Genomic DNA, 24157 nt, shown 5'->3' on the forward strand with positions numbered 1-24157 from the left:
GGATACGCTGGTGGTAAACGGCATTCTCCCCAAAATCACATCAAAGCAGCCCTGCCGCAGTGCGTTGTTGATAGCTTTGGGTAAAAGTCTGCATTCCTGCCTGCTGCCCGGTCTGCATCACGCCGGGTAACTGATGCGTTTTGCCTTCACGAATTAGATTCGCTACCGCAGGTGTGTTTATCAGCAGTTCAAACAGCGCCACCCGGCTGTTTTGCTGATTGCACTGTAACTTTTGCGCTATTACCGCGCACAGACTTCCGGCAAGCTGGCTACGTACCTGCTCTTTCTCCTGAGCAGGAAAGACATCCACCAGCCGTTCAACGGCCTGGGCAGCCCCACGCGTGTGTAACGTTGCCAGTACCAGATGTCCGGTTTCTGCGGCGGTCAGCGCCAGACGAATAGTTTCACTGTCGCGCAGTTCCCCCAATAGAATGACGTCAGGATCTTCACGCAGCGCCGCCCGTAGCGCGGCGGCAAACGATGCCGCATGGCGGCCAATCTCCCGCTGATGGATGAGACAACGCTGACTCGCGTGAACAAACTCAATGGGATCTTCCAGCGTCACAATGTGCCCGTCCAGATGATGATTCAGATGATTAACCATGGCGGCAAGCGTCGTGGATTTTCCGCTTCCCGTTGCCCCGGTCACCAGAATCAGCCCGCTATCCTCGTTTAATAGCTCAGGCAGCGCGGCGGGCACGCTCAGATCGTCAAAATGCGGCGTTACATCAGGCAGCAGGCGGAGCGCAAGAGAGGCGCCCTGGCGATGAATAAACGCGCTGGCGCGTAGCCGCTGTTGGCCGGATAAGGTGATGGCGAAATCGACCTGCCCCTGATGAAACTGAGCCAGCTGAGCGTCATCCAGATAATCATGCAGCAATTTTTCTACGTCTACAGGGGCAAAGGGCGCAGGCTCCAGCTTCCCCAACCTTCGCCAGCGGGGTGCCCAGGCATTGCACAGGTGTAGATCCGAGACATTATGCTTTACACTAAGGGCCACTATTTCTTCCATATCCATACCATCATCCTCTGAAAATGAACGACATTGCGCATAACCTGGCACAGGTCAGGAATAAAATCTCCGCGGCGGCATCGCTTTGCGGCCGTGTTTCAGAAGACATTACGCTGCTTGCAGTGAGCAAAACAAAACCTGCGAGCGCCGTCGCAGAAGCTATCCAGGCCGGGCAGCGCGCATTTGGTGAAAACTATGTGCAGGAAGGCGTGGAGAAAGTGCTGCACTTTCGTGAGGCTGGCGTAGACGGGTTACAGTGGCATTTTATCGGTCCGTTACAGTCCAATAAAAGTCGCCTGGTGGCTGAGCATTTCGACTGGTGCCATACGGTCGATCGCCTGCGCATAGCGTCCCGCCTGAGCGAGCAGCGTCCGGCGCATTTGCCGCCGCTTAACGTCCTTATTCAGGTCAATATCAGTGATGAAGAGAGTAAGTCGGGCATTTCTCTGGCAGAGGTCGATAGTCTGGCCGATGCCATCATGGAACTTAAAGGATTAACCCTCCGCGGATTAATGGCAATCCCTGCGCCTGAGTCAGAATATGTAAGGCAGTTTGCGGTAGCAGGCCAAATGGCTGTAGCATTCACGCGGCTTAAAACACGCTATCCCACGATAGATACCCTGTCGTTGGGCATGTCAGATGATATGGATGCTGCGATTGCGGCAGGTAGCACGATGGTTCGTATTGGCACCGCTATTTTCGGTGCACGCGACTACACAAAATAATAAGGAAAACTGAGGAACGCTATGAATACGTTGTCCACTCTCTTTTCACTGGTCATCCAGATTTATACGATGATATTGCTTTTACGCATCTGGATGCAGTGGGCGCGCTGTGATTTTTATAATCCTTTTGCCCAATTTATCGTTAAGGCAACCCAGCCTATTGTCGGTCCGCTGCGCCGTTTTATTCCGGCCATGGGACCTGTTGATACAGCCTCGCTGCTGATCGCACTGGTGTTGTGTATCGTAAAGGTTTTTCTCAACCCGTATATTACGATTAGCGGCCTGCTGCTGCCTTTTTCTGCGGCGCTGGTGCTTATCAAAACGGTCGGCTCGCTCATTTTCTGGGTACTGATGGCGATGGCGATTATGAGCTGGGTCAGTCGGGGACGAAGCCCGGTGGAATTCGTTTTAATCCAGCTGACAGAGCCTTTACTGCGTCCGATTCGTAAATTGCTGCCGTCAATGGGTGGCATAGACTTCTCTCCTATGATCCTCGTATTAATAATGTACGTGATTAATATGGGGGTGATGGAGCTACTGGCCAATGTCGCTGTGCCGCTGGCCTATATCTGGGGATGGGCATGAGTGCAGTTGAATCGCTGTCGGATGGCCTGGTTTTACGGCTCTATATTCAGCCGAAAGCCAGCCGCGACAGCATTGTTGGCCTGCATGGCGACGAAGTGAAAGTCGCCATCACTGCCCCGCCGGTTGACGGTCAGGCTAATGCACATCTGATCAAATTCCTCGCCAAACAGTTTCGGGTAGCAAAAAGCCAGGTCATGATTGAAAAGGGCGAGCTGGGCCGCCATAAGCAGGTCAAAATTCTTCATCCGCAGCATATTCCGGCAAACGTTGCGGCCCTAACAGAGTAAATATTGTATGCAAAAAGTTGTCCTCGCCACCGGCAATGCCGGGAAAGTGCGTGAGCTGGCCTCACTGCTTAGCGATTTTGGTCTTGATGTTGTTGCGCAAACCGATCTCGGCGTAGCGTCCCCCGAAGAGACCGGCCTGACCTTTATTGAGAACGCCATTCTGAAAGCGCGTCATGCAGCGCAGATAACCGGCCTGCCCGCGATTGCGGATGACTCCGGGCTGGCTGTTGACGTCCTGGGCGGCGCGCCGGGCATTTATTCCGCACGCTATGCCGGTGAAGATGCCAGCGACCAGCAGAATCTGGAAAAGCTGCTTGAGGCAATGAAAGAGACGCCTGACGAGCAGCGCCATGCACAATTCCATTGTGTACTGGTGTACCTGCGTCATGCGGACGATCCCACGCCGCTGGTATGTCACGGTAGCTGGTCCGGCGTCATTACCCGTCAGGCCGCAGGTCACGGCGGTTTTGGTTACGATCCGATTTTCTTTGTGCCGTCAGAAGGTAAAACGGCAGCCGAACTGACTCGCGAAGAGAAAAACGCTATTTCTCACCGAGGGCAGGCACTGAAACTGTTACTGGACGCGCTGCGTGATCGTTAATTTACCGCCTCTGAGCCTGTATATTCATATTCCGTGGTGCGTGCAGAAATGCCCGTACTGCGATTTCAATTCTCATGCGCTGAAAGGCGAAGTGCCGCACGACGACTACGTTCAGCATCTGCTGAGCGATCTCGACGGCGATATCGCTTACGCTCAGGGGCGTGAGATTGCGACTATTTTTATCGGCGGTGGCACCCCAAGCCTACTTTCTGGCCCGGGCATGCAGACGCTGCTGGATGGCGTCCGGTCGCGCCTGCCGCTGGCGGCTAATGCAGAAATCACCATGGAAGCTAATCCCGGGACGGTAGAAGCTGACCGCTTTGTCGATTATCAGCGTGCAGGTATTAATCGAATCTCTATCGGTGTACAAAGCTTTAGCGACCAGAAATTGCAGCGTCTGGGACGTATTCATGGCCCGGAAGAGGCCAAACGCGCTGCACGACTGGCCGCCGGCCTTGGACTGCGCAGCTTCAACCTCGATCTCATGCACGGCCTGCCGGATCAAACGCTGGACGAGGCGCTGGATGATTTACGTCAGGCTATCGCCCTGGCTCCCCCGCATCTGTCGTGGTATCAACTGACTATCGAACCCAACACGCTATTTGGCTCTCGTCCACCCGTGCTGCCGGATGACGATGCGCTGTGGGATATTTTCGAGCGCGGTCATCAGCTCCTTAGCGCTGCCGGATATCAGCAGTATGAAACGTCAGCATATGCAAAACCAGGTTATCAGTGCCAACATAACCTCAATTACTGGCGCTTTGGCGATTATCTCGGCATTGGCTGCGGTGCACACGGTAAGGTGACGTTCCCGGATGGGCGCATTTTACGGACAACGAAAACGCGTCATCCACGCGGCTACATGCAGGGACGCTATTCTGAAAGTGAACGCGATGTCGAGCTGGCGGATAAACCGTTTGAGTTCTTTATGAACCGCTTCCGTCTGCTGGAGCCCGCTCCACGCCAGGAATTCACCGATTATACCGGGCTGCCAGAAACGGTTATTCGTCAGCAGATTGACGCGGCGATTGCGCAGGGATATCTCACCGAAAGCGCAGAAAGCTGGCAAATAACGCAGCACGGTAAGTTATTCCTCAACTCCCTGCTGGAACTGTTCCTCGCAGATTAATATGCGGCCGTGCGCCACGCCAGATTCCTGGCGTCAGCGACGGCAGACTTATCCCGCCTGAAATGTATTGCGAAGCATCTTCCAGATTTACGCTCTTTTTACACCCGCGACATAACGCTTAATCATAATAGCGCGATGATTAACGCCAGGATGTTGAGAAGAAATGCCACGCCGGAAGAAATGCAGCTCTGGATGCTTTTGCGTGGGCGACAATTTTATGGGTTTAAATTTCGCCGGCAACTGGCCATCGGCCCCTATATCGTTGATTTCGCCTGCCACAAAGCCCGATTAATTGTCGAACTGGACGGTGGTCAACATGCAGATCAGCTCGAGTATGATTTATCAAGAACGGCTTTTTTAAAGGCAAAAGGGTGGGACGTTTTGCGCTTCTGGAATAATGCGCTGCGTGAGTCTGAAGAAGGCGTATTGATGACGATCCTCGCGCGATTACAGGCACGCACTCTGGCGGGCAAGAGTATCGGGAGTGATTATATGCCATAACGGCCACCCTCACCCCTGCCCTCTCCCTGAGGGAGAGGGAGCCAGTCAGCATTCGGTGTGATTTAAGGTGGAACAAACCGATCACGCGCACGGGCCGTCCCCTCTCCCTGAGGGAGAGGGAGCCAGTCAGCATTCGGTGTAATTTAAGGTGGAACAAACCGAACACGCGCACGGGGCGTCCCCTCTCCCTGAGGGAGAGGGTTAGGGTGTAGCCCCTTATTTCAAACTGCCTACCAGCGCTTTGCGGCTGTCTTCCAGCGAGATCACCCGCTGGCACACATCTTTACCAAATTGCTGGAAATCTTTTTCCTGATTTTTCCATTCGCTCTGGACTGCGCTTTGCAGGCCACCGAGATTGCCCAGCACGCTTTGTAACGGGTTGCCGCCTTTAGTCACGGCCTGCGCACCCATCTCGTTAATGCTGTCCTGGAGGATACCGCCCATCGCCTGATTAACCAATTGCTGGCCATTAGCCCGAACCTGGTCGATAGCCTGATAGTGGAAGGTCAGACCGTCGCTGCGACGTTCTATGATCTTGTTCAGTTGCTCTTTCAGCTGTGCATCCAGATTAGTCAGGCGGTTGCGCATTTTGCTGTCGGCCCCGACCTGCTGGGTAATAATTTTGTCCAGCGCCGCGCGGCCTTTCTCCACCCGGCTGCGCGCGCCATCGTCGATCCACGGCAGCGCACTGCGTAAATCGTTCTGATAATCTTTTGCCTGTTCACGCTGGCTGGCGTTCAAATTATACTGTTTACCGTTAAACATCACGCCGCCATCGGGTGCGATCACCAGATTGCCATTCTCGCCTTTAACCTGAACCGTTTGCGGCATCAGGATCACGTCGTCGCGCGGTGTGACGCTACACTTATAGTCTGCCTGTGCAGCAAACGTTGTTACCGTCAATGCCGCTGCCAGCAGCGCTTTATGCATCATACATACTCCCTCAGAGACAAAACGGGCCAGCATATGCCAGCCCCGTAGTTCTTAGTCCCACCAGACGTCGAAAAGTTCGCTGATGCGTACCTCTTCGAGTTTGTGTTCTTCCAGCCATTTACGCACGGCAGCCTGATCGTCTTCGGTACACTTGCCTATTTCTTCACGGCAAATCAGCCCTTCCCATGCAAGATAGCCGCTACCATCAAACGCCAGCTTATTCGGTGCGATAGCCTCATTGATGAAATCATCAATGGTTTGATCAACCTGTTCTTCCGCAGTCCCTTCCGGGAAACGGAAGGCAACGGAAAACCCTAACTCCTGAAACTCGTCAATGTGCATTTTTTTGCGCAGACGACGACTACGTTGCTTTGCCATTATTTCACCCTCTCGAACATTAAGTCCCATACGCCGTGACCAAGACGATGGCCACGCTGTTCAAATTTGGTTACCGGACGCGAATCCGGACGCGGTACATAGTCGTTGCTGGCAGACTGGTTTTTATATCCATCCAGCGAAGACATGACTTCTAACATGTGCACGGCATAGGCTTCCCAGTCGGTCGCCATATGGAACACGCCGCCCAGCTTCAGCTTGCTCTTGACCAGTTCCGCAAACTCGGCCTGAACGATACGGCGTTTATTATGCCGGGCTTTATGCCACGGGTCAGGGAAAAACAGCTGAACCATGTTTAAAGAATTGTCAGGGATCATTTTGTGCAGCACTTCTACAGCGTCGTGACACATCACACGCAGGTTTTCCACGCCTTCTTCATGCGCGGAAGAAAGGCAAGCCCCAACGCCAGGGGAATGAACTTCGATTCCCAGGAAGTTTTGCTCTGGTTTTGCTTTCGCCATGGTGACCAGTGATGCCCCCATGCCAAAGCCAATCTCCAGAGTAACCGGCGCATCGCGGCCAAACAGAACGCTAAAATCCAGCGGCGCTTCGGAGAACTCAACGCCCATCACCGGCCAGAAGTGGTCCAGTGCGTGCTGCTGACCTTTGGTCAGACGCCCCTGGCGGCGGACAAAGCTACGGATACGGCGCAGCGGGCGACCGTTTTCATCAAAATCCGGTGAAATGACGTCGTTATTCATAAAAGTAGTCTGCTTGTGAGAGTCTTCGGGAAAACGGGCATTATCCAAAGTTAGTTGCCGGATGCAAGCATAGCAAAGATCCGATTTACAGCTTCGCGCTGCTGTGCTGGAATCTGTGCCCTTAATCGCGCAAATTCGGAAGCCCGCTTTGACCCTACACGCAGCGCAATTTTCAGCTCAGGTGCTGGAATGGTACGACAAATATGGGCGTAAAACTCTGCCCTGGCAAATCGAAAAGACGCCTTACAAAGTGTGGCTGTCTGAAGTGATGTTGCAGCAAACGCAGGTGGCCACGGTTATCCCCTACTTTGAACGTTTTATGGCGCGTTTTCCAACGGTGACCGATCTTGCTGATGCCCCGCTTGATGAAGTGCTGCATTTATGGACCGGACTTGGCTATTACGCCCGCGCCCGCAATCTTCATAAAGCAGCACAGCAGGTCGCTACGCGTCATGGCGGCGTCTTTCCGCAGACATTTGAAGCCGTAATGGATTTGCCCGGCGTAGGACGCTCAACCGCCGGCGCGATTTTATCCCTCTCGCTGGGTCAGCATTATCCTATTCTGGATGGTAACGTTAAACGCGTGCTGGCCCGCTGCTATGCTGTTGCCGGCTGGCCCGGTAAAAAAGAGGTCGAAAGCCGCCTGTGGTCCGTCAGCGAAGCAGTTACGCCAGCACACGGGGTTGCCCGTTTTAATCAGGCAATGATGGATCTGGGAGCAATGGTCTGCACCCGTTCAAAACCCAAATGTGAATTATGTCCGTTGAACAACGGCTGTGAAGCATACGCCGCCCATAGCTGGGCTATGTATCCGGGCAAAAAGCCAAAGCAAACGCTGCCGGAACGCACAGGTTATTTATTGTTAATGCAGCATAATGATGAGGTTTACCTGGCGCAGCGACCGCCCAGCGGCCTGTGGGGAGGTTTATTTTGCTTCCCGCAATTTGCTACTGAGCAGGAATTGACAGAATGGCTGGCACAACGGCAGATTAGCGCTAATAATCTGCGTCAGATGACGGCATTTCGCCATACATTCAGCCATTTCCATCTGGATATTGTGCCCATGTGGCTTCCCGTGTCTTCCTTCCACTCATGCATGGATGAAGGCAATGCGCTCTGGTATAACTTAGCGCAGCCGCCGTCCGTAGGACTGGCTGCGCCTGTAGAGCGCCTGTTACAACAGTTACGTGCCGGAGCACTCGTTTAACGCCCGGCCAATAAAGAGGATTACCGATGAGCAGAACTATTTTTTGTACTTTTTTACAACGTGACGCTGAAGGTCAGGATTTCCAGTTGTACCCGGGCGAAGTGGGTAAGCGCATCTATAATGACATCTCGAAAGAAGCCTGGGCGCAGTGGCAGCATAAGCAGACCATGCTGATTAACGAGAAAAAGCTCAATATGATGAATGTTGAACATCGCAAACTGCTGGAGCAGGAGATGATCAACTTTCTGTTTGAAGGCAAAGATGTACATATTGAAGGCTATACGCCGCAAGATAAAAAATAGCCGTGTACCGACAACGTTGAGCGCAGCGTTTATGCCGGATGAGGCACCCCTGCGTGAAGCCGTGTCGATAGTTGACTATTAAGCGAGCGCCACCAGGCATCAGTCTCCGGGACTGTTGCCCATTATCACAACACAACACACGCTCCTACAATAATGAAAAAATATTTTGCGCTGGCCCTTATTGCGCCGTTACTGATCTCCTGTTCAGATTCAACCAAAAAAGGTGAGACGTTTAACGAGGCCTGGGTCAAGGACACCAATAGTTTTGATATTTTGATGGGGCAGTTTGCTCATAACATTGAGAATATCTGGGGTTATAAAGAAGTTCTGATCGCCGGACCTAAAGACTACGTTAAGTATACCGATCAATATCAGACGCGTAGTCACATCAACTTTGATGAAGGTACGATCACCATCGAAACCATCTCAGGAACGGAGCCGGCGGCGCGCCTGCGTCAGGCGATTATCCAGACGCTGTTGATCGGAGAAGATCCGGGTTCTATCGATCTCTACTCCGATGCCGACGATATCCAGATCTCAAAAGAACCGTTTTTATACGGGCAGGTAGTTGATAACAACGGTGCACCGATTCGCTGGGAGTGGCGTGCGGCGCGCTTCGCCGATTATCTGCTGCAACACCGCATGAAAAGCCGGAATAATGGCTTACACATCGTTTACAGCATCACCATCGATCTGGTTGCAAACCACCTGGATAAACGTGCGCACAAATATGTTGGCATGGTCCGTCAGGCGTCGCGAAAGTATAATGTTGATGAATCCTTAATCCTTGCCATTATGCAAACTGAATCCTCATTCAACCCCTATGCCGTCAGCCGTTCCGATGCGCTGGGCCTGATGCAGGTGGTGCAACATACGGCTGGTAAAGATGTTTTCCGAATCCAGGGGAAAAGCGGAATGCCCGATCGCAGCTACCTGTTCGATCCGGCGAATAACATTGATACCGGTACTGCCTATCTGGCCATGCTCAACAACGTCTATCTGGCCGGGATCAGCAATCCGACCTCGCGCCGTTATGCGGTGATCACCGCTTATAACGGCGGAGCGGGTAGCGTACTGCGCATGTTCTCCGCAGATAAGGCACAGGCAGCAGCGATGATCAACACGATGTCGCCGGGAGACCTTTATCAGACCATTACGACCCGCCATCCGTCAGCGGAATCGCGTCGTTATCTCTATAAGGTCAACAGTACCCAGAAAATATATCGCAGAAAATAGGATCGGGCGGCGCCACCGCCGGCAAAACGCGGTAAAAACGGATGCCCCGGTTCAGGGGCATCGTTAACCCGGTTATCGCTGGGTTCTTTGTTCGAAATTCACCGCCGCACCAACCAGATTGGCATCGCTGCCATACTGGCACAGGCCTATGTCCGGCATAAATTCCTGAAGGTTTTTCTCACGTACCCGAGCATGAAGGTGCTGACGTATCCCTTCAAATATCGCTCTGTTGGCGGAAATACCACCACCAATAATAATAACATCAGGATCGTAGCAGACCTGCAAATTCAACAGTCCGGTCGCCATCCAGCGATAAAACCGGTCAACTTCCTGTTGAGCAATATTGTCGCCCTGCTGCGCCAGCGCGAAAACCTCAGCGCCGCTGAACGCCACCGCAGCAGACACTTTTTGGTTGTAACGTTTTGCCATCGCTACTGCGGTGCCCAGTTCACTGAAAGTATTCTCCCCGTCAAGCGTCATCAGGCCAAACTCGCCGGCATATTTATGGCATCCCCGTTGCAGGCGCTTATTTTCAACAATAGCGCCTCCGATGCCTGAACCAACAATAACGAATAAGACGCGTGGCTTACCCTTGCCGGCCCCCAGCGTGGCCTCGGCGATGCCAGCGGCGTTGGCATCGTTTTCAATATGCACAGGTAAACCGAAAAGCGACGTCAGTTCATCAACAATCGCAAAGCGGTGAATGTAAGGAATAGCGCTTAATCCACCGATGATCCCGGCATCTGGATCGACATTACCCGGTGCGCTAACCGAGATGCCCTCTGGCGTAAAATCCTGCTGGTATTGCTGGAAAAGCGTCAGAAGAAGCGTTTTCATTGCCGGCCAGCTGGCAGGCGTTTTTATGGCGTTCGTCTTAACTAACGCTCCATTTTCCCAGACGCCGTGTTTTATTGCTGTGCCGCCCCAGTCAAAGACTACAATTGCCATGTATCCTCCATAATTATTATTCCATCATATTCATTTATTAATTGAATATATTAGAGAGATTCCGAATGCTATTCTTTAACATCGTCTGCATTCTTAGCTCAATACGCAGATGAGTTTATATTTTGACTATGTGGGACATGTTTTATTTATCGCAAAATATACTGGCTATATTCTGCAAACAGAAAATGTGCCATGATTGGTGTGGGTTATTGAGCGTATGAATGAGAGCAAAAAATGGAGCAGGCTCAGACTCACCCGCTCCGCCAGATTTTATTTCAGCACGTAACCGTATAAACGTTTAATACCATCCGCATCGGTTTCACTGTAGACGCCCTGCAATTCCGGCGAAAAGCCCGGCAGCAGGTTGACGCCCTCTTCCAGCGCCAGAAAATAACGCTGAACCGCTCCACCCCAGAGTTCACCCGGCACGACACAAAGCACGCCAGGCGGATACGGCAGCGCGCCTTCGGCGGCAATGCGTCCTTCAGCCTTACTCAGACGAACCAGCTCAACGTTGCCGCGGATAAACTCGCTATTGGCCTGCTGCGCGCCCATTGCCACGGTCGGCAGACTCGCTTTACGGAACATGGCCTTCTGCAACTCCTTGACGTTAAAGCTGACGTAGAGGTCGTGCATTTCCTGGCATAATTCGCGCAGCGTATAGTCGCGGTAGCGTACCGGATATTTGTTATAAATGGTCGGCAGCACGTCCGCCAGCGGCGTGTTGTCTTCAATATGATGTTCGAATTGCGCCAGCATCGCCACCAGCTGTGCCAGCTTCTCCGCGCTCTCTGCAGGCGTCAGTAAAAAGAGGATCGAGTTAAGATCGCACTTTTCCGGCACGATCCCGTTCTCACGCAGGTAGTGCGCAAGGATCGTCGCCGGAACGCCGAAATCGGTATACTCACCATTTTCCGCATCAATGCCCGGCGTAGTGAGCAGCAGTTTGCAGGGATCAACGAAATATTGCTCGCGGGCATAGCCTTCAAAACCGTGCCATGTAGCCCCCGGCTCGAAACTAAAGAAACGCCGCTCGCTGGCGATGGTTTCAGTGGGATGATCCTGCCACGCCCGCCCGTCTACTTGCGGTGGAATAAAGGGCTTAATCATTTTGCAGCGGGCGATAATTGCCTTGCGGGCATCAATGCCAAGTGACACACATTCTGCCCACAAACGGCGTCCGCTCTCCCCTTCATGGATTTTGGCATTCACATCCAGTGCCGCAAATAGCGGATAGAAGGGGCTGGTGGACGCGTGCATCATGAACGCATTATTCAGACGCTTATGTGGACAAAAGCGCGCCTGCCCACGAAGGTGGTTATCTTTTTTATGGATCTGCGAAGTCTGGGAGAATCCGGCCTGCTGTTTATGTACCGATTGGGTGACGAAAATCCCCGGATCGTTTTCATTCAGATCCAGCAGCAGCGGCGAACTGTCAGCCATCATCGGGATAAACTGCTCGTAGCCAACCCATGCTGAATCAAACAGAATATAATCACAAAGATGACCGATTTTATCGACAACCTGCCGGGCGTTATAAATGGTGCCATCGTAGGTGCCAAGCTGGATCACCGCCATTCTGAACGGACGAGGCCGGTCCGCTTTTTCCGGATCAACGGCCCGGATGGCCTCGCGTAAATAGCTATCGTTAAAGCAGCGATCATCAATCCCGCCAATAAAACCAAAAGCGTTACGCGCCGCTTCAAGATATACCGGCGTTGCCCCGGCCTGGATTAGTGCACCATGATGGTTCGATTTATGATTATTGCGATCAAAAAGCACCAGATCGCCGGGCGTCAACAGCGCGTTAGTCACCACTTTATTGGCCGCCGACGTTCCGTTGAGTACAAAGTAGGTTTTATCCGCATGGAACACTTTGGCAGCAAATTTCTGTGCGTGTTTAGCCGACCCTTCGTGAATAAGCAGGTCGCCCAGCTTAACATCTGCGTTGCACATATCTGCACGAAATACGTTTTCGCCAAAGAAATCGAAAAACTGCCGTCCGGCAGGATGTTTTTTAAAGAACGCGCCGTGCTGATGTCCCGGACAGGCAAAGGTACTGTTATTCATCGCCACATATTGTGTGAGCGTATCAAAGAACGGCGGGAGCAGATTTTCTTCGTAGCGTAATGCCGCCGATTCGACTTCCAGCCACTCCTGTGCGCTACCGTGAAGACTGGCGATCACGCCTTCAGGAAGGGGCTCTTCGGCGGCAAATAAAAATACCGGCAGCTGAAAACCCGTGCGTTTGAGTAGCGCAAGGATGCCGCTACGGCTGTCTGCCGGAGTAATGACGACTGCCGCCACATCGGTAAAATCAGTACAGTCCAGCGTCACAATCTCGCGTGACGAGGACAGTGTGGAGACCAGCTCAACGCTGGCGGCAATTTTCATTGATTTCATAGGCGTAAATACCCATTTCGGGAGAATAAAAACTCCGGATAAAGTTTTACTTTATCCAACGAAACGTCAGGATCTGGCGAGCTAGCCGCTGCGACCACTGGACATCAGTAAAAGCAGACTGCATCTGATTTTACTGATAGCCTGGCACGAGCGTGGGATGCCTCACCGCATGGTGGGCAGAAGAACGGCAGGAAGGGCACGGCGTCGCCTTCGCGTCAGCGCGCGATGACTCAGGCGGTGTCGTGACAGCGATGTCATCTCAGGCAACCCCGTAAGCAAATGAAGAAAATTCGCGCAATAATGGCACCTTTAACCGCCTGGCGCAACATTCACCGGGGATGAAAAATGCAACGTAATGCAATAGTACTTTGCACCCTCAGGCGATCGGATTACCCTCGGTAGCATGGATTAAATGCGTTGCATTTCCCGGTAAGGCGCCCTGCCAGCAATGAATAACTATGTATTTTTATTACCTTTATACGCTATTTTAAGGAGGGATCGTTTTGCTTACAGGACCTTTTATTAATGCCAGTGCCGTCCTGGTGGGCGGTGCGCTGGGCGCGCTACTCAGCCACCGTCTGCCAGAGCGTGTTCGCGTCTCAATGCCCTCCGCATTCGGACTGTGCTCGCTGGGCATTGGGATTTTACTGGTTATTAAATGTGCTAATCTCCCGGTAATGGTACTGGCTACGCTACTGGGCACGCTGATTGGCGAGCTGTGTTATGTTGAGCGTGGAATTAGCGGAGCGATCAACGGTCTGCGAAAAATGGCGCAAAAGAAAAATCCGGTGCTTCAGGCTAATGGTGCCCATGAGGCTTTCGTTAATAATCTGGTGGCACTGGTTATTCTCTTTTGCGCCAGCGGAACCGGTATTTTTGGCGCAATGCATGAGGGAATGACCGGGGATCCCAGCATTTTGATCGCGAAATCCTTTCTCGACTTCTTTACCGCCGCCATCTTTGCCACGTCACTGGGCTTAGCCGTCTCGGCTATTTCGTTTCCCATGCTGGCCATTCAGCTCCTGCTTGCCTTCTGCGCCACGTTTATTATGCCGCTGACCACCCCGGCAATGATGGGAGATTTCTCAGCGGTAGGCGGTGTATTGCTCCTTGCAACCGGTCTGCGTATCTGCGGTATAAAGATGTTTGCGGTCGCCAATATGCTCCCGGCGCTTATCCTCGCAATGCCGCTTTCAGCGCTGTGGACCACCTTATTCACCTGAAAATGGCTGCATTCTCACCAACATGGTGGCATAATGTGCAGTCTGCTGCGAATTTGATAATTTTCATTGACGCCGCGTGGGGATTGCGGTTTAATGCGCCCCGTTGCCCGGATAGCTCAGTCGGTAGAGCAGGGGATTGAAAATCCCCGTGTCCTTGGTTCGATTCCGAGTCCGGGCACCACTATTCAAAAAACCCGCCCAAAAGGCGGGTTTTTGCTTTCTGGGAAAAAGCTATCCCAATTGTTATGATTTGCCAGCCTCCAGGGCACCAGCCTGAATTTGTGGGAAACGGCAGACAGCAACCCTCCTGATTTTTTAGCGCTGTAATAATGTCGGAGGAATGCCGTCCGATTGCATCATAATCATGCCGCCTCGCCATCAATAAATCTCTCGCCGTCGGCTGTAGGTACCCAATATGAAGCTTTCATTTCTGTCACAAAATAGTTAATCAGGTCGTACAGCAGATAACTCAACTGTTCCGCCTTTTCAGGAGAAAATCCCTGCTTCCGTCAGTACGAGGCAGTAGTGACAAAGCTCGGCGCATTCCTGCCCAAACTCGGAGGAAAATTCGCCGGGAGGATATCGATGATCAGGCTTTCAATAAGATGGGGTGGAACGAGTTCTAACAGTTTGGCCGAAGCATCGCCAGAGCGGCGTTGAGTCTGCCGCAGAGTACCTTTTTTAACGCTATGCCTTTACTTTCAATCAGAGTTTCGGCGCAGTGATCGGCAAAGACGGTAAAGTCTGTGGCGGCATTGAAGATAGCAGCAAGTAACGGGTGTGTCTGGATTGGGGTCATAACCATAGTAGCAGTCTCCAGTATGTGATTTTTAAAACCGCCACCAGAGAGGTCAATCCCAAGGAAGGTGGACTGAATAAGAGTGACCTTACCGGCCATTCTGAATACCGGCGCACCTTGCGGTGCTCTCGCCCAGCCCACCATCGAGAGCGAGACTGTGGAAGGTGGATCGCAGAAAATAAAAGTTCCACAGACAGGTGCACTATAACAAAAAAGACTTAATATCCTGTCCGTTTGCACAATCGTGATTTCGAAATGTGATGAACGCCAATAAGTTGTATAATACGGCCAACAGTTAATAAAATTGCCACCCGAATAAAGAAAAAATGCCGTACTATCTTTAATGTAAAAAAGGAAAATCAGGCACAACTTCCTTTTTTACTGGAATATTCGTGCTATTCAATAAGAAGAATTATGTAACGATGAATTCAACCTTCTATCTTCAACGTACTTTTACACACGGCGACAAGACGTACACAGAAACAGCGTTGCTGGCTATCTCAAAATACATAGTTGTATTAGCAGAACCCGGCGGTGGAAAAACGGAGTTGATGAAAAGTCTCGCTCTGCAACTGAACACTTCTGTCTCAAATGCCAGCGTATTTGCTTATGCGGGTGCCGATAAAGAAAATAGCCCACTGATAATCGACGCTGTTGATGAAGTCGCCAGGATCGATCAATCTGGTATTCATAAACTCCTTGCACTCGCCAGAACATCTAAGCCAACTCACGTAATCATGTCGAGCAGATCAAGCGAATGGGGACAGGCTTCTACCAGTATTTTTGAAAAATTTCTTGGTTTCTCCCCTATGGTTGTGAGGCTGAGAGAGTTCGATCAAGACGAACAACACGCCATCTTTAAGCACCATGCGCCAGAAGAAGACTTCTTTGCATTCCAGACCGAAGTAGCACGGTTTAGTTTAGATATGTTGTTACCAAACCCTCAGTTTCTGAAAATGTTCACCGATGCCTATTTAGAAAGTGACAGACGATTTGCTGACAAACGTTCAATCTTTGCTTTAGCAGTCGAACGACTGGCTAAGGAAGTCAATCCAGATATCCCGAAAGTCCCTGTATCTCTTTCAGTTGCACAGAAGATTTCATTTTCTGCCGAGGTTTATACCAAACTTCTGTTGTCGGGCGCAGAGGGAGTCAGCACCATCGACGTGACGGCAAACCGGATGTATCCCATGCTGCAAGCGTTGTTTAACAGAAGTGCGGCCTGTTACGAAATATTGTCAACTCAGCTTTTCAAGCCCGGCGATAAGGAAGACCAGCACCGCCCGGTCCACAAGATTGTCGCTGAATACTGCGCAGCGGATTATCTCATTAAACGAATAGCCGATCCTGTGGATGTCCTCACTTTACCAAAGTGCTTGCCTGTTATTGCACCGAACGGTATTGCCAGAGATGAGTTGAGAGGTCTACTCGGATGGATGGCAGCATTAGGCAACAGATCGGTACAGGGATCCATTATTGAGCTTGACGCCTATGCGGTACTCGCAAACGGCGATCCATCGCAGCTTGAACGCTCATCGAAACGACAGCTTATCTATCAACTCAAAGAGATTGAAGTCGCGGACCCTTACTTTCGTCGAAACGATTTCTGGCGCCGGTTTAGCGCGGCTGGTTTCTTCACACAAGACGTTATTGAAGAAATAAAACCACTTTTAACAATGGGCAATGAAGGTCATTTACGTGGTTTGATTTTAGAACTTCTGACAGACTCTCCGATTAATTGTCAATTGGTACCTGAATTAAGCCTGCTTACTTTAAATCCCGACGAGTCTGAACACATTCGTACCTTAGCAAGCAGATGCTTACTCAATGTCAAAGAATATGATTTCATTGGCACTTTAGCCGTTTTAATTTTTGAAGCCAGTCATATTTCGCTCAATATTGCAGCCAACGTCATCGAAGTCACAGGGCCAGAAAAATTTAACCACACATATCTCTCTGGATTCTTCCGCGTCTGTGCGAATCTCTATCCCGGTCACGAAGAACAATTCGAAAGAGTGGTCGGCTCTCGTTATTTTATTAAGAGGCTCATATCCTGTTTTCCACAGCATATGCTTGAATTTCTTCTGGACGAATTAACCCATAATCTACATTGCCACTGTGGGAAAAAGTCCTATGAGTGTGATTGTCGCAATGGAATAAGCAAGATCGTCGGTTCAATGGTCGATCGCTATTTTGAATTAGCTCAAGCGCCGTTTGACCCTGTCAGGATCTGGCAATGGACAGGTAATCTCAATTTTCATCACCAATGTCAGGCCGATCAAAGCAAATCGGTACAAGTGCTTCGGGAAAATGACACACTTCGTCAGGGGATCATTGCCTATGTATTTGGGCCTTTAACGGATCGTAATGAAATATTCAACACAAGAGTAGAAAAATTCGACGGGCATCTGCACTCACATTCAGGCCTTCATTTACGAAGGAATGACTATAAATTTATCCTTAATCTGGCTTTTGAAGCAGATAATGTTGACCTGTGGGCGAGTTTCCTTGTCAACCACCAACGTTACAGAAACAAGGAAGAGCAAGGCCCTGATGATTTGCGGGCACAAATGCGTCAGCATGCCCTCTCCAGGCCCGCATTTATGCGCGAATGGGCCCGATACAACAATGCCATGAAATTATCCGGGCAGAAGAGCCAACTCCGGAGATTCAGACATAGCCGAAAGATGAAACGCCGTGACAGAAAGCAACGAGAGATCCACGCCAGAAACATAAAATTTGTTAATGAGAACAGAGACATTGTAGAACGTGGCCGTCACTGGCGTTGTCTGGCGCGTTTTGCGGAACTTGTGCTCATGAATCCAGAAAGAATTGAATTAGAATTTGGTGACGAGAAACTGGTTCGGACTGCGTTGCGAAATTGTCTGGATTTTATTACTCCCGAGGTTCCCACACTTTCCAAACTGGCAGCCCTGCATTGTGAATCCAAGCATACGCTTTCTCAGAGGATTTTATATGCCGCCTGTCTGGAGATTTTGCGAGCAGAAGGTAGTCTTGAGCGCGTCGAGATTGCACTTCTCACCGTGCTAAGAACACACATTCACATGGGATACAACTCAGTTTCAACGGAGGAACGTGATGCGCTACAAGTGGAGGTTGACCGGCTTATTTTTCCTGACAGCGAAAGTGCGGAAAAATATCTCCGACAGTACGTTAAACCCCAACTCGCTCAGCCATGCCCTCACCCTGAAATATGGATATTAAGTAGACAAGAGGTTTTTAGTCATTCACGCGCTAAACTTTCCATTGAATGGCTTCGTCGTTTCCCCGATGTGTCCCTTAATTCAGTAGATACACTTTTTGAAATTGCCGCTCAATATGGCGAACGTGAGGATTTAAAAGAAATTATTGCAGAGCGTTGCTCAGAGATGATGTCAGGCTGGCTCAACCCGACAGAAAATGAGAATATTGAACGTAAGCGAATATTCTGGCTGGTACGTGAATTCTACTTTATGGAGAACATTACGGATACTTATTGGGCATGGTTAAAATCTGATAAAAATAATTTACTGCATTTTTATGAACGTTCTGGACATATGAATCGAAGCGAACACCGCGCCTGGCCGGAACTCGCCTCAATTAAGGTTGAAGCCATTTTAGACGCTTTCATTGGACACTGGCCGCGTGTTGATCTACCTGATAGCTGGGGTAGTGATAGCCCTGAAGAAGAGAAAGCCTACCGCTTTTTGACTGATTTGATTTGGTCAATTAACTCGGATACTCCCGATAATGCAATACCGGTGCTGAACCGTCTTCTCAATGATCCACGTTTCACCAATCTACATAAAGAGTTGCGAAGCATATACGCCGATCAGATCAGAAGAAAAGCGCTCAGGGATTTTGAACCACCGACGCCAGATGAGATAGTTCAACGTCTGGATTGTGACTCAGTCGTTACTGTTGAGGGCCTGCGTCAGTTAGTTCTTCAGGAGCTTCATGATTTCCAGAAAGCGATTGATGGCGGGGAGTTTAACTCGGCAGATCGCTTCTATGAGAAAAACAAACGTCTTGATGAAGTAAAATCCACGGAAATCATTGCTGAACGTCTCAATTTAAGGCTAGAACCCCAGGGCATATCTATAACGCCTGAGCATCAGTTAAAAGGTCAAAACAGAAGTGACTTTACAGCCTCTAAGTTGATTAACGGGAAAAGACGACTGCTGGTTACTGAAGTCAAAGGCCAATGGCACAGGGAATTATATTCTGCCGCTTCAGCCCAACTTTATGAGCGTTATTCCATTCATCCTGATGCTGAGCAGCAGGGTATCTTTCTTGTCATATGGTTTGGTGAAAGCGAAACCGTTGCTGGCCGCAAAACCCACGGAATTAAAACCGCTCAGGAGCTTAAAATCAGTATTGAAGCAAAGTTACCGGTTGATCTCCGTGGTCTGGTTGATGTTTTCGTTTTAGATGTTTCACGGCAGAGTAATTATCAACATTAGCAACATAGGCAATTAAGTAAGTAGACATTAAAACCATAAAAAAAGCGCTTTGACGTCTACTTAAAATGGCGCTATAGTTATGTGGACACCAAGACCCTGTAAACCTAGCATTCGCGTCCACTTATGAACCGATCAACCGCACTTCAAAGATTGACACAGTGGGACAAACAAGGGCGCTATGTTTTTACCCTTGCCGATCTCAGCAAGATTTTTGCCGAAGATAATCCCAAAACCCTTCAGGCAGGATTAAATCGTCTGGTAAAAGAAGGCATCCTTGCCCGACCGGTGCGGGGTATCTACCTGTTTAACCTCGCCCATAGCCGCGACAGTTACGCGATTGAGCATATCGCCAGAGCGCTACGCCGTGGTGAGTACAACTACGTCAGCCTTGAGTCAGCATTGAGCGAATACGGCATCATTTCACAAATCCCCCTCGACAGACTCACCGTCATGACAACCGGCAGGAAAGGGACTTACCCTACGCCGTTTGGCACCATTGAGTTCACACATACCAAACGCCAGCAGCAGGATATTCTAGTAGGTATGGTTCCAACCAACCGTCCGTTAAAAATAGCCACACCAGAATGCGCCCTGCGAGATTTAAAACGTGTGGGGCGTAATGTCCATCTGGTTAATGAGAAGGCACTATTGAATGACGAATAAAGCCAATTTTACTCAACTCACTGAGCTTGCCATACAGGTTTCCGGGCGTTCCCATATGCGTCCGGTGATTGAGAAAGAGCTACTCCATTACGATATCCTTTTTTGCCTTGACGCAAATGGACTGCTGGATCAACTGACCTTTCAGGGAGGAACGTCGCTGCGTCTGTGTTACGGTGCGCCACGCTTTAGCGAAGATTTAGATTTCTCCGGCGGCGTCAATTTCAACAGTAAACAATTACAAGCCATGAAAACCTGTCTGGAACACTATATTGGCGACCGCTATGGCTTTGAGGTTTCCGTTAAAGAACCGGCAGATTTAAAGGACGAGCCTGAATACGCAGGCCTGAACGTGGATAAATGGCAGGTTTCTATTATTACTGCGCCAGAACGACGGGATCTCCCCAGACAACGGATCAAAATCGAAGTGGCGAATATTCCTTCTTATTCGCGAGAGCCTAAAGCCTTACAGGCAAACTATAACTTCCTGCCCGAAGGCTATTTCGACACGCTGGTATTAGCCGAAACGCTGGATGAAATCATGGCTGATAAGTTAGTTTCACTGGTTAATACACAGCGTTATGTACGCCACCGCGATATCTGGGATCTACGCTGGCTGAAGCAGCAGGGAGCGAGGGTACGTATTGACTGGATACGCAATAAAGTGGCCGATTATTTCATTGGCGATTACCCGCAAAAGCTGGCTGCCATGCTGGAGCGCCTGCCAGAAATTATTAAAGGTGATGCCTTCCGTAACGAAATGGCGCGTTTTATCCCGCAGGAAGTACAGGAGCGCACACTGCATAAAGAAAAGTTTTTCGTGTTTTTAACGGCAGAAATCACAGGATTATTGCAGCAGGTACAACGGGATTTTCAGGGTAATGCTGCGCCAGAGTTTTGAAAATTATGGCAGACAAAAGTATTGAAGGAATTAAACTGGAGTATCTAAACAAAATTATTTTTCACATTTAAGTCTACTGTTTTGATTTACAAGAAAAAATACGGATTAAACTCCGCACTTTGATAATTAACCAAAAACAGACCTGCGGATGTGGTAGCATTGAAAAATAGTACGTATAGGCAACCCACCTATCATAATACTCTTTTCTTTCAACAAGATGCTCTTCTATCGAAATATAAAATAACATTTTAAAACGTATTTTAACGTGTATTTATCCAACTTTTATCGACTCAAACGTGACAAACCTCACATATCTGCCAGGCTTAAAAACACCTGAAACGATGTTCAAGGAGTAAGCATGTCTGAGCAAACTAAAAAAACCTCTCTCGCACCGGAATACCCTACTCCACCCTTTGTAGAGCAACCGCAGCCTGTACCTGGCCTTGCCAGCAAAATGATCCCGGTTCCCGATCACGGTGAAACCAGCTATCGTGGCTCAGGCCGTTTGAGCGGACGTAAGGCGCTGATCACCGGTGGTGATTCCGGTATCGGCCGTGCAGTTGCCATCGCCTATGCCCGTGAAGGGGCCGATGTCGCGATTAACTATCTGCCTGAAGAAGAGTCTGATGCGGCAGAAGTTATTAAACTTATTGAAGCAGAAGGCCGTAAAGCGATTGCGATCCCGGGCGATATTCGTTCTGAAGAATTCTGTGAGAAACTGGTAAAAGAAGCCGTTAGTCAACTCGGCGGGCTGGATATCCTGGTTAACAACGCCGGTCGCCAGCAGTTTAACGAATCAATTAAAACGCTGACCACAGAAGATTTTGACGCTACGTTTAAGACTAACGTTTATGCAATGTTCTGGATCACCCGTGCCGCTATCGACCATCTGCCGCGTGGGGCCAGCATTATCAATACTTCCTCGGTTCAGGCCTATCAGCCAAGCCCAATCCTGCTGGATTATGCCCAGACCAAAGCCTGTATCGTGACGTTTACCAAGTCACTGGCACAGCAGTTGGGTAAAGACGGTATCCGCGTCAATGCTGTAGCGCCGGGCCCTTACTGGACGCCGCTTCAGTCCAGCGGCGGTCAGCCACAAGAAAAAGTAAAACAGTTTGGTGCCAGCGCACCGCTGGGTCGCCCCGGGCAGCCAGCCGAAATTGCCTCGCTGTATGTCACCATGGCATCACCAGAAAGCAGCTATACCTCCGGTCAGGTATGGTGCTCTGACGGTGGTACCGGCACCCTGTAAGTAAGCATATTTTCTTGCCCATTATGGCTGCCATCCGGCAGCCTTTTTTAACAAAATCTGGACCTTAAAAGTGAAGAACACAGAATATCACTCTCCCGTGCGCAGAGAGGGCTTTGCCGAGCTCGGCGATTACGCAGCCATTGGTGAAGGTCGCTCGGTTGCGCTGATTGCGCCCGATGGCTCAATTGACTGGTGGTGCGCACCTAATCTTGACTCCCCTCCCCTTTTCGATCGTCTGCTCGATCCTGAGATTGGCGGTTTTTTTCAGCTGGAGCCGGAAGGTGCTTATAAAGTTACGCGCCAGTATCGTCAGGATAGCAACGTACTGGAAACCTGTTTTGAAACGAATACCGGTAAAGTGCTGCTGACAGAGTCAATTAACAGCACATTAGCAGGGCGGCTACCGTGGAGCGAGCTGGCACGGCGCGTGGAAGGCATTGAAGGCGATATGACGCTTAATCTCTCCCTGCGCTTCGGCACCCGGGCAGAAACCCGTTCACCATGGATGGCAGAGACCCGTCAGGGCAATGTGTATCACATAGCCGATCTGATGGCGATGCTCCGTACCAGCGATGATGTCGAAATCGTTGAAGAAGATGATGAACATATTGTTGCGCGATTGACCACCCAGCCTGGCTCCCGTACGCTGGTTGCTCTGTTGGTAACGGAAAAAGAGCCGCTGGCCGTACCGCCGCTCTCAGCGATTGATAACCGTATCGAAACCAGCCACATCGCCTGGCGTGACTGGGCGCAAGGCCTGAGTTATGAAGGTCGCTACCGGAAACATGTGGGACGTTCAGCGCTGGCGCTAAAGTTCCTGTGGTATTCACCAACCGGAGCGCTGGCAGCGGCGGCCACAACGTCCCTGCCGGAAGGCATTGGCGGGGAGAAAAATTATGACTACCGCTATGCCTGGATCCGTGACGCGTGTCTAATCATTAAAGCGTTTGTCCTCCTGGGCGCACTGGAAGAGTGTAAAGCGGCATTTTCCTGGCTGTCGAAAACCATTCTCCGCCATGGTGTCCAGTTACACGCCTGTTATACCCTGGAAGGCGAGATGGTGCCGGAGGAGTCTTATCCGCCGCTGCGCGGCTATAAAGATTCGAAGCCAGTGCGCATCGGCAATAATGCACGCGATCAGAGTCAGCTGAGTATGTACGGCGATATGCTTGCCACGGCCTGGCTGTTTGTGAATGCCGGAAATGTACTGGATCTGGCGACGTCACGATTGCTGGGCGAGCTGGCAAACAGTTGTGCCGATCGCTGGCGCGAGAAAGACTCGGGTATCTGGGAATTACCAGAACTTCAGCATTATACGCACTCCAAAATGGCCTGTTGGCTGGCGCTGGATATGGCCGTCAAACTGGCTGAAGAGAAATATATTGAACCGACGTGGATCCTGCGCTGGCAGCGAGAGCGCGATCGCATCCGCGACTGGATAGAAAGTCACTGCTGGAGTGAAAGCAAACAGGCATATCTGTTTTATCGCGGGAGTGACGGCGGTCTGGATGCCTCAATGGCGCTGGTGCACCGTTACGGTAGAAAAGTTAATCCGCAGCGGATGCTGTCCACTTATCAGGCTATCCGCCGCGAACTGGGTCATGACAGTGCAATGCTCTATCGTTATAGCGGCGTCGAAAAAGAAGAAAATACCTTCGTCGCCTGCTCTTTCTGGCTGGTGGAAGCTTGGGCGGTAATGGGAGAGTCACAAAAAGCGGAAGACGCCATGGAGGAGATCCTCAACGCGCTGTGCGATAAAGGAAATGTTGAGACCTTTAATGAGATGTTTGATGTCAAAACACGTACCTGGACCGGTAATCTGCCGCAGGGCCTTAGCCATCTGGCGCTGATTTTTGCGGCGCGGGCGATTACGCATCACGGTAAATAACCATG

At 50.5% G+C, this 24157-nt stretch carries 21 protein-coding genes, 1 tRNA gene and 2 pseudogenes; 16 read left to right on the plus strand and 8 right to left on the minus strand.

Annotated elements, in window-relative coordinates; genetic code table 11:
• Positions 1 to 40: 40 nt before the first annotated feature.
• Complete coding sequence (locus tag AC791_RS01590) at positions 41 to 1018, minus strand: type IV pilus twitching motility protein PilT (RefSeq protein WP_049838735.1); 978 nt, start codon at positions 1016 to 1018, stop codon at positions 41 to 43.
• 17 nt (positions 1019 to 1035) lie between these two features.
• Here AC791_RS01590 and AC791_RS01595 point away from each other — a divergent pair, with 17 nt between their 5' ends.
• From AC791_RS01595 to AC791_RS01620, 6 genes are all read left to right on the plus strand, one after another.
• The gene (locus tag AC791_RS01595) at positions 1036 to 1737 is read left to right on the plus strand and encodes a YggS family pyridoxal phosphate-dependent enzyme (RefSeq protein ID WP_049838736.1); all 702 of its coding nucleotides are present in this window, start codon (positions 1036 to 1038) and stop codon (positions 1735 to 1737) included.
• Between the two features lie 21 nt (positions 1738 to 1758).
• Positions 1759 to 2322: a YggT family protein gene (locus AC791_RS01600; protein ID WP_049838737.1), complete on the plus strand. Its 564-nt coding sequence runs from the start codon at positions 1759 to 1761 to the stop codon at positions 2320 to 2322.
• Complete coding sequence (gene yggU / locus AC791_RS01605; RefSeq protein WP_049838738.1) at positions 2319 to 2609, plus strand: DUF167 family protein YggU; 291 nt, start codon at positions 2319 to 2321, stop codon at positions 2607 to 2609. Before AC791_RS01600 ends, yggU begins: the two co-directional genes overlap by 4 nt.
• 7 nt (positions 2610 to 2616) lie before the next feature.
• Complete coding sequence (locus AC791_RS01610) at positions 2617 to 3210, plus strand: XTP/dITP diphosphatase (protein ID WP_049838739.1); 594 nt, start codon at positions 2617 to 2619, stop codon at positions 3208 to 3210.
• Entirely contained in the window at positions 3203 to 4339 is a 1137-nt protein-coding gene (hemW, locus tag AC791_RS01615) for a radical SAM family heme chaperone HemW (RefSeq protein ID WP_049839050.1), read from the plus strand. Before AC791_RS01610 ends, hemW begins: the two co-directional genes overlap by 8 nt.
• Before the next feature lie 135 nt (positions 4340 to 4474).
• Positions 4475 to 4840 carry an endonuclease domain-containing protein gene (locus tag AC791_RS01620; RefSeq protein ID WP_049839051.1) on the plus strand — a complete coding sequence of 122 codons (366 nt, stop codon included), beginning with the start codon at positions 4475 to 4477 and terminating at the stop codon, positions 4838 to 4840.
• A 216-nt stretch (positions 4841 to 5056) separates the two neighbouring features.
• Here the strand turns inward: AC791_RS01620 and AC791_RS01625 are convergent, their stop codons facing one another.
• From AC791_RS01625 to trmB, 3 genes are read right to left on the minus strand one after another with little or no spacing between them, the layout of a single operon-like run.
• Positions 5057 to 5773: a DUF2884 domain-containing protein gene (locus AC791_RS01625; protein WP_049838740.1), complete on the minus strand. Its 717-nt coding sequence runs from the start codon at positions 5771 to 5773 to the stop codon at positions 5057 to 5059.
• Between the two features lie 51 nt (positions 5774 to 5824).
• Positions 5825 to 6151 (minus strand): YggL family protein, encoded by a 327-nt coding sequence (locus AC791_RS01630; protein WP_049838741.1) that lies wholly within the window; start codon positions 6149 to 6151, stop codon positions 5825 to 5827.
• The gene (trmB, locus tag AC791_RS01635) at positions 6151 to 6870 is read right to left on the minus strand and encodes a tRNA (guanosine(46)-N7)-methyltransferase TrmB (protein ID WP_049838742.1); all 720 of its coding nucleotides are present in this window, start codon (positions 6868 to 6870) and stop codon (positions 6151 to 6153) included. The genes AC791_RS01630 and trmB overlap by 1 nt, the downstream gene beginning before the upstream one ends.
• 148 nt (positions 6871 to 7018) lie before the next feature.
• Between trmB and mutY the strand changes: the two genes are divergently transcribed.
• The 3 genes from mutY (at position 7019) to mltC (ending at position 9615) form a co-directional block, all read left to right on the plus strand.
• A complete protein-coding gene (gene mutY, locus AC791_RS01640; RefSeq protein ID WP_049839052.1) occupies positions 7019 to 8077 on the plus strand; it encodes an A/G-specific adenine glycosylase in 1059 nt (352 codons plus the stop codon).
• A 26-nt stretch (positions 8078 to 8103) separates the two neighbouring features.
• Entirely contained in the window at positions 8104 to 8379 is a 276-nt protein-coding gene (locus AC791_RS01645) for an oxidative damage protection protein (RefSeq protein WP_049838743.1), read from the plus strand.
• Positions 8380 to 8532: 153 nt separating this feature from the next.
• Positions 8533 to 9615 (plus strand): membrane-bound lytic murein transglycosylase MltC, encoded by a 1083-nt coding sequence (gene mltC / locus AC791_RS01650; protein ID WP_049838744.1) that lies wholly within the window; start codon positions 8533 to 8535, stop codon positions 9613 to 9615.
• Positions 9616 to 9687: 72 nt separating this feature from the next.
• Here the strand turns inward: mltC and AC791_RS01655 are convergent, their stop codons facing one another.
• Both AC791_RS01655 and AC791_RS01660 read right to left on the minus strand, forming a co-directional pair.
• The gene (locus tag AC791_RS01655; RefSeq protein ID WP_049838745.1) at positions 9688 to 10563 is read right to left on the minus strand and encodes an ROK family protein; all 876 of its coding nucleotides are present in this window, start codon (positions 10561 to 10563) and stop codon (positions 9688 to 9690) included.
• 270 nt (positions 10564 to 10833) lie between these two features.
• Entirely contained in the window at positions 10834 to 12966 is a 2133-nt protein-coding gene (locus tag AC791_RS01660) for an ornithine decarboxylase (protein WP_049838746.1), read from the minus strand.
• A 503-nt stretch (positions 12967 to 13469) separates the two neighbouring features.
• Here AC791_RS01660 and AC791_RS01665 point away from each other — a divergent pair.
• Together AC791_RS01665 and AC791_RS01670 are read left to right on the plus strand one after the other, a co-directional pair.
• On the plus strand, positions 13470 to 14189 hold the full coding sequence (locus AC791_RS01665; protein WP_049838747.1) for a DUF554 domain-containing protein: 720 nt from the start codon (positions 13470 to 13472) through the stop codon (positions 14187 to 14189).
• A gap of 105 nt (positions 14190 to 14294) precedes the next feature.
• Positions 14295 to 14370, plus strand: a tRNA-Phe gene (locus AC791_RS01670).
• Positions 14371 to 14551: 181 nt separating this feature from the next.
• On the opposite strand, the pseudogene AC791_RS20690 reads toward AC791_RS01670, so the two are convergent.
• Positions 14552 to 14994: pseudogene (locus AC791_RS20690) on the minus strand (hypothetical protein).
• 30 nt (positions 14995 to 15024) lie between these two features.
• A pseudogene (locus AC791_RS20850) lies at positions 15025 to 15132 on the minus strand (peptidase); the annotation flags it as partial.
• A gap of 248 nt (positions 15133 to 15380) precedes the next feature.
• On the opposite strand from AC791_RS20850, the gene AC791_RS20695 reads away from it, so the two are divergent.
• The 5 genes from AC791_RS20695 to AC791_RS01700 all read left to right on the plus strand — a co-directional run bounded on the left by AC791_RS20695 (position 15381) and on the right by AC791_RS01700 (position 24152).
• Complete coding sequence (locus AC791_RS20695; protein ID WP_228136865.1) at positions 15381 to 19451, plus strand: hypothetical protein; 4071 nt, start codon at positions 15381 to 15383, stop codon at positions 19449 to 19451.
• Between the two features lie 123 nt (positions 19452 to 19574).
• Positions 19575 to 20114 (plus strand): type IV toxin-antitoxin system AbiEi family antitoxin, encoded by a 540-nt coding sequence (gene abiEi, locus AC791_RS01685; protein ID WP_049838748.1) that lies wholly within the window; start codon positions 19575 to 19577, stop codon positions 20112 to 20114.
• Positions 20104 to 21012 (plus strand): nucleotidyl transferase AbiEii/AbiGii toxin family protein, encoded by a 909-nt coding sequence (locus AC791_RS01690; RefSeq protein WP_049838749.1) that lies wholly within the window; start codon positions 20104 to 20106, stop codon positions 21010 to 21012. The genes abiEi and AC791_RS01690 overlap by 11 nt, the downstream gene beginning before the upstream one ends.
• A gap of 358 nt (positions 21013 to 21370) precedes the next feature.
• Positions 21371 to 22264, plus strand: coding sequence for an SDR family oxidoreductase (locus tag AC791_RS01695; RefSeq protein ID WP_049838750.1), 894 nt, complete (start codon positions 21371 to 21373; stop codon positions 22262 to 22264).
• Positions 22265 to 22334: 70 nt separating this feature from the next.
• Positions 22335 to 24152 (plus strand): glycoside hydrolase family 15 protein, encoded by a 1818-nt coding sequence (locus tag AC791_RS01700; RefSeq protein ID WP_049838751.1) that lies wholly within the window; start codon positions 22335 to 22337, stop codon positions 24150 to 24152.
• Positions 24153 to 24157: the final 5 nt, after the last annotated feature.

The organism is Klebsiella sp. RIT-PI-d (assembly GCF_001187865.1).
GTDB lineage: Bacteria > Pseudomonadota > Gammaproteobacteria > Enterobacterales > Enterobacteriaceae > Superficieibacter.

Bases quoted from the DNA above. Each gene is read 5' to 3' on its own strand.
- AC791_RS01595 (WP_049838736.1), top strand. From the start codon at position 1,036: ATGAACGACATTGCGCATAACCTGGCACAGGTCAGGAATAAAATCTCC.
- AC791_RS01590 (WP_049838735.1), bottom strand. From the start codon at position 1,018: ATGGATATGGAAGAAATAGTGGCCCTTAGTGTAAAGCATAATGTCTCG.
- yggU (WP_049838738.1), top strand. From the start codon at position 2,319: ATGAGTGCAGTTGAATCGCTGTCGGATGGCCTGGTTTTACGGCTCTAT.
- AC791_RS01630 (WP_049838741.1), bottom strand. From the start codon at position 6,151: ATGGCAAAGCAACGTAGTCGTCGTCTGCGCAAAAAAATGCACATTGAC.
- AC791_RS01655 (WP_049838745.1), bottom strand. From the start codon at position 10,563: ATGGCAATTGTAGTCTTTGACTGGGGCGGCACAGCAATAAAACACGGC.
- AC791_RS01645 (WP_049838743.1), top strand. From the start codon at position 8,104: ATGAGCAGAACTATTTTTTGTACTTTTTTACAACGTGACGCTGAAGGT.
- mltC (WP_049838744.1), top strand. From the start codon at position 8,533: ATGAAAAAATATTTTGCGCTGGCCCTTATTGCGCCGTTACTGATCTCC.
- abiEi (WP_049838748.1), top strand. From the start codon at position 19,575: ATGAACCGATCAACCGCACTTCAAAGATTGACACAGTGGGACAAACAA.
- AC791_RS01600 (WP_049838737.1), top strand. From the start codon at position 1,759: ATGAATACGTTGTCCACTCTCTTTTCACTGGTCATCCAGATTTATACG.
- trmB (WP_049838742.1), bottom strand. From the start codon at position 6,870: ATGAATAACGACGTCATTTCACCGGATTTTGATGAAAACGGTCGCCCG.
- AC791_RS01625 (WP_049838740.1), bottom strand. From the start codon at position 5,773: ATGATGCATAAAGCGCTGCTGGCAGCGGCATTGACGGTAACAACGTTT.
- AC791_RS01620 (WP_049839051.1), top strand. From the start codon at position 4,475: ATGATTAACGCCAGGATGTTGAGAAGAAATGCCACGCCGGAAGAAATG.
- AC791_RS01690 (WP_049838749.1), top strand. From the start codon at position 20,104: ATGACGAATAAAGCCAATTTTACTCAACTCACTGAGCTTGCCATACAG.
- AC791_RS01695 (WP_049838750.1), top strand. From the start codon at position 21,371: ATGTCTGAGCAAACTAAAAAAACCTCTCTCGCACCGGAATACCCTACT.
- AC791_RS01660 (WP_049838746.1), bottom strand. From the start codon at position 12,966: ATGAAATCAATGAAAATTGCCGCCAGCGTTGAGCTGGTCTCCACACTG.
- AC791_RS01610 (WP_049838739.1), top strand. From the start codon at position 2,617: ATGCAAAAAGTTGTCCTCGCCACCGGCAATGCCGGGAAAGTGCGTGAG.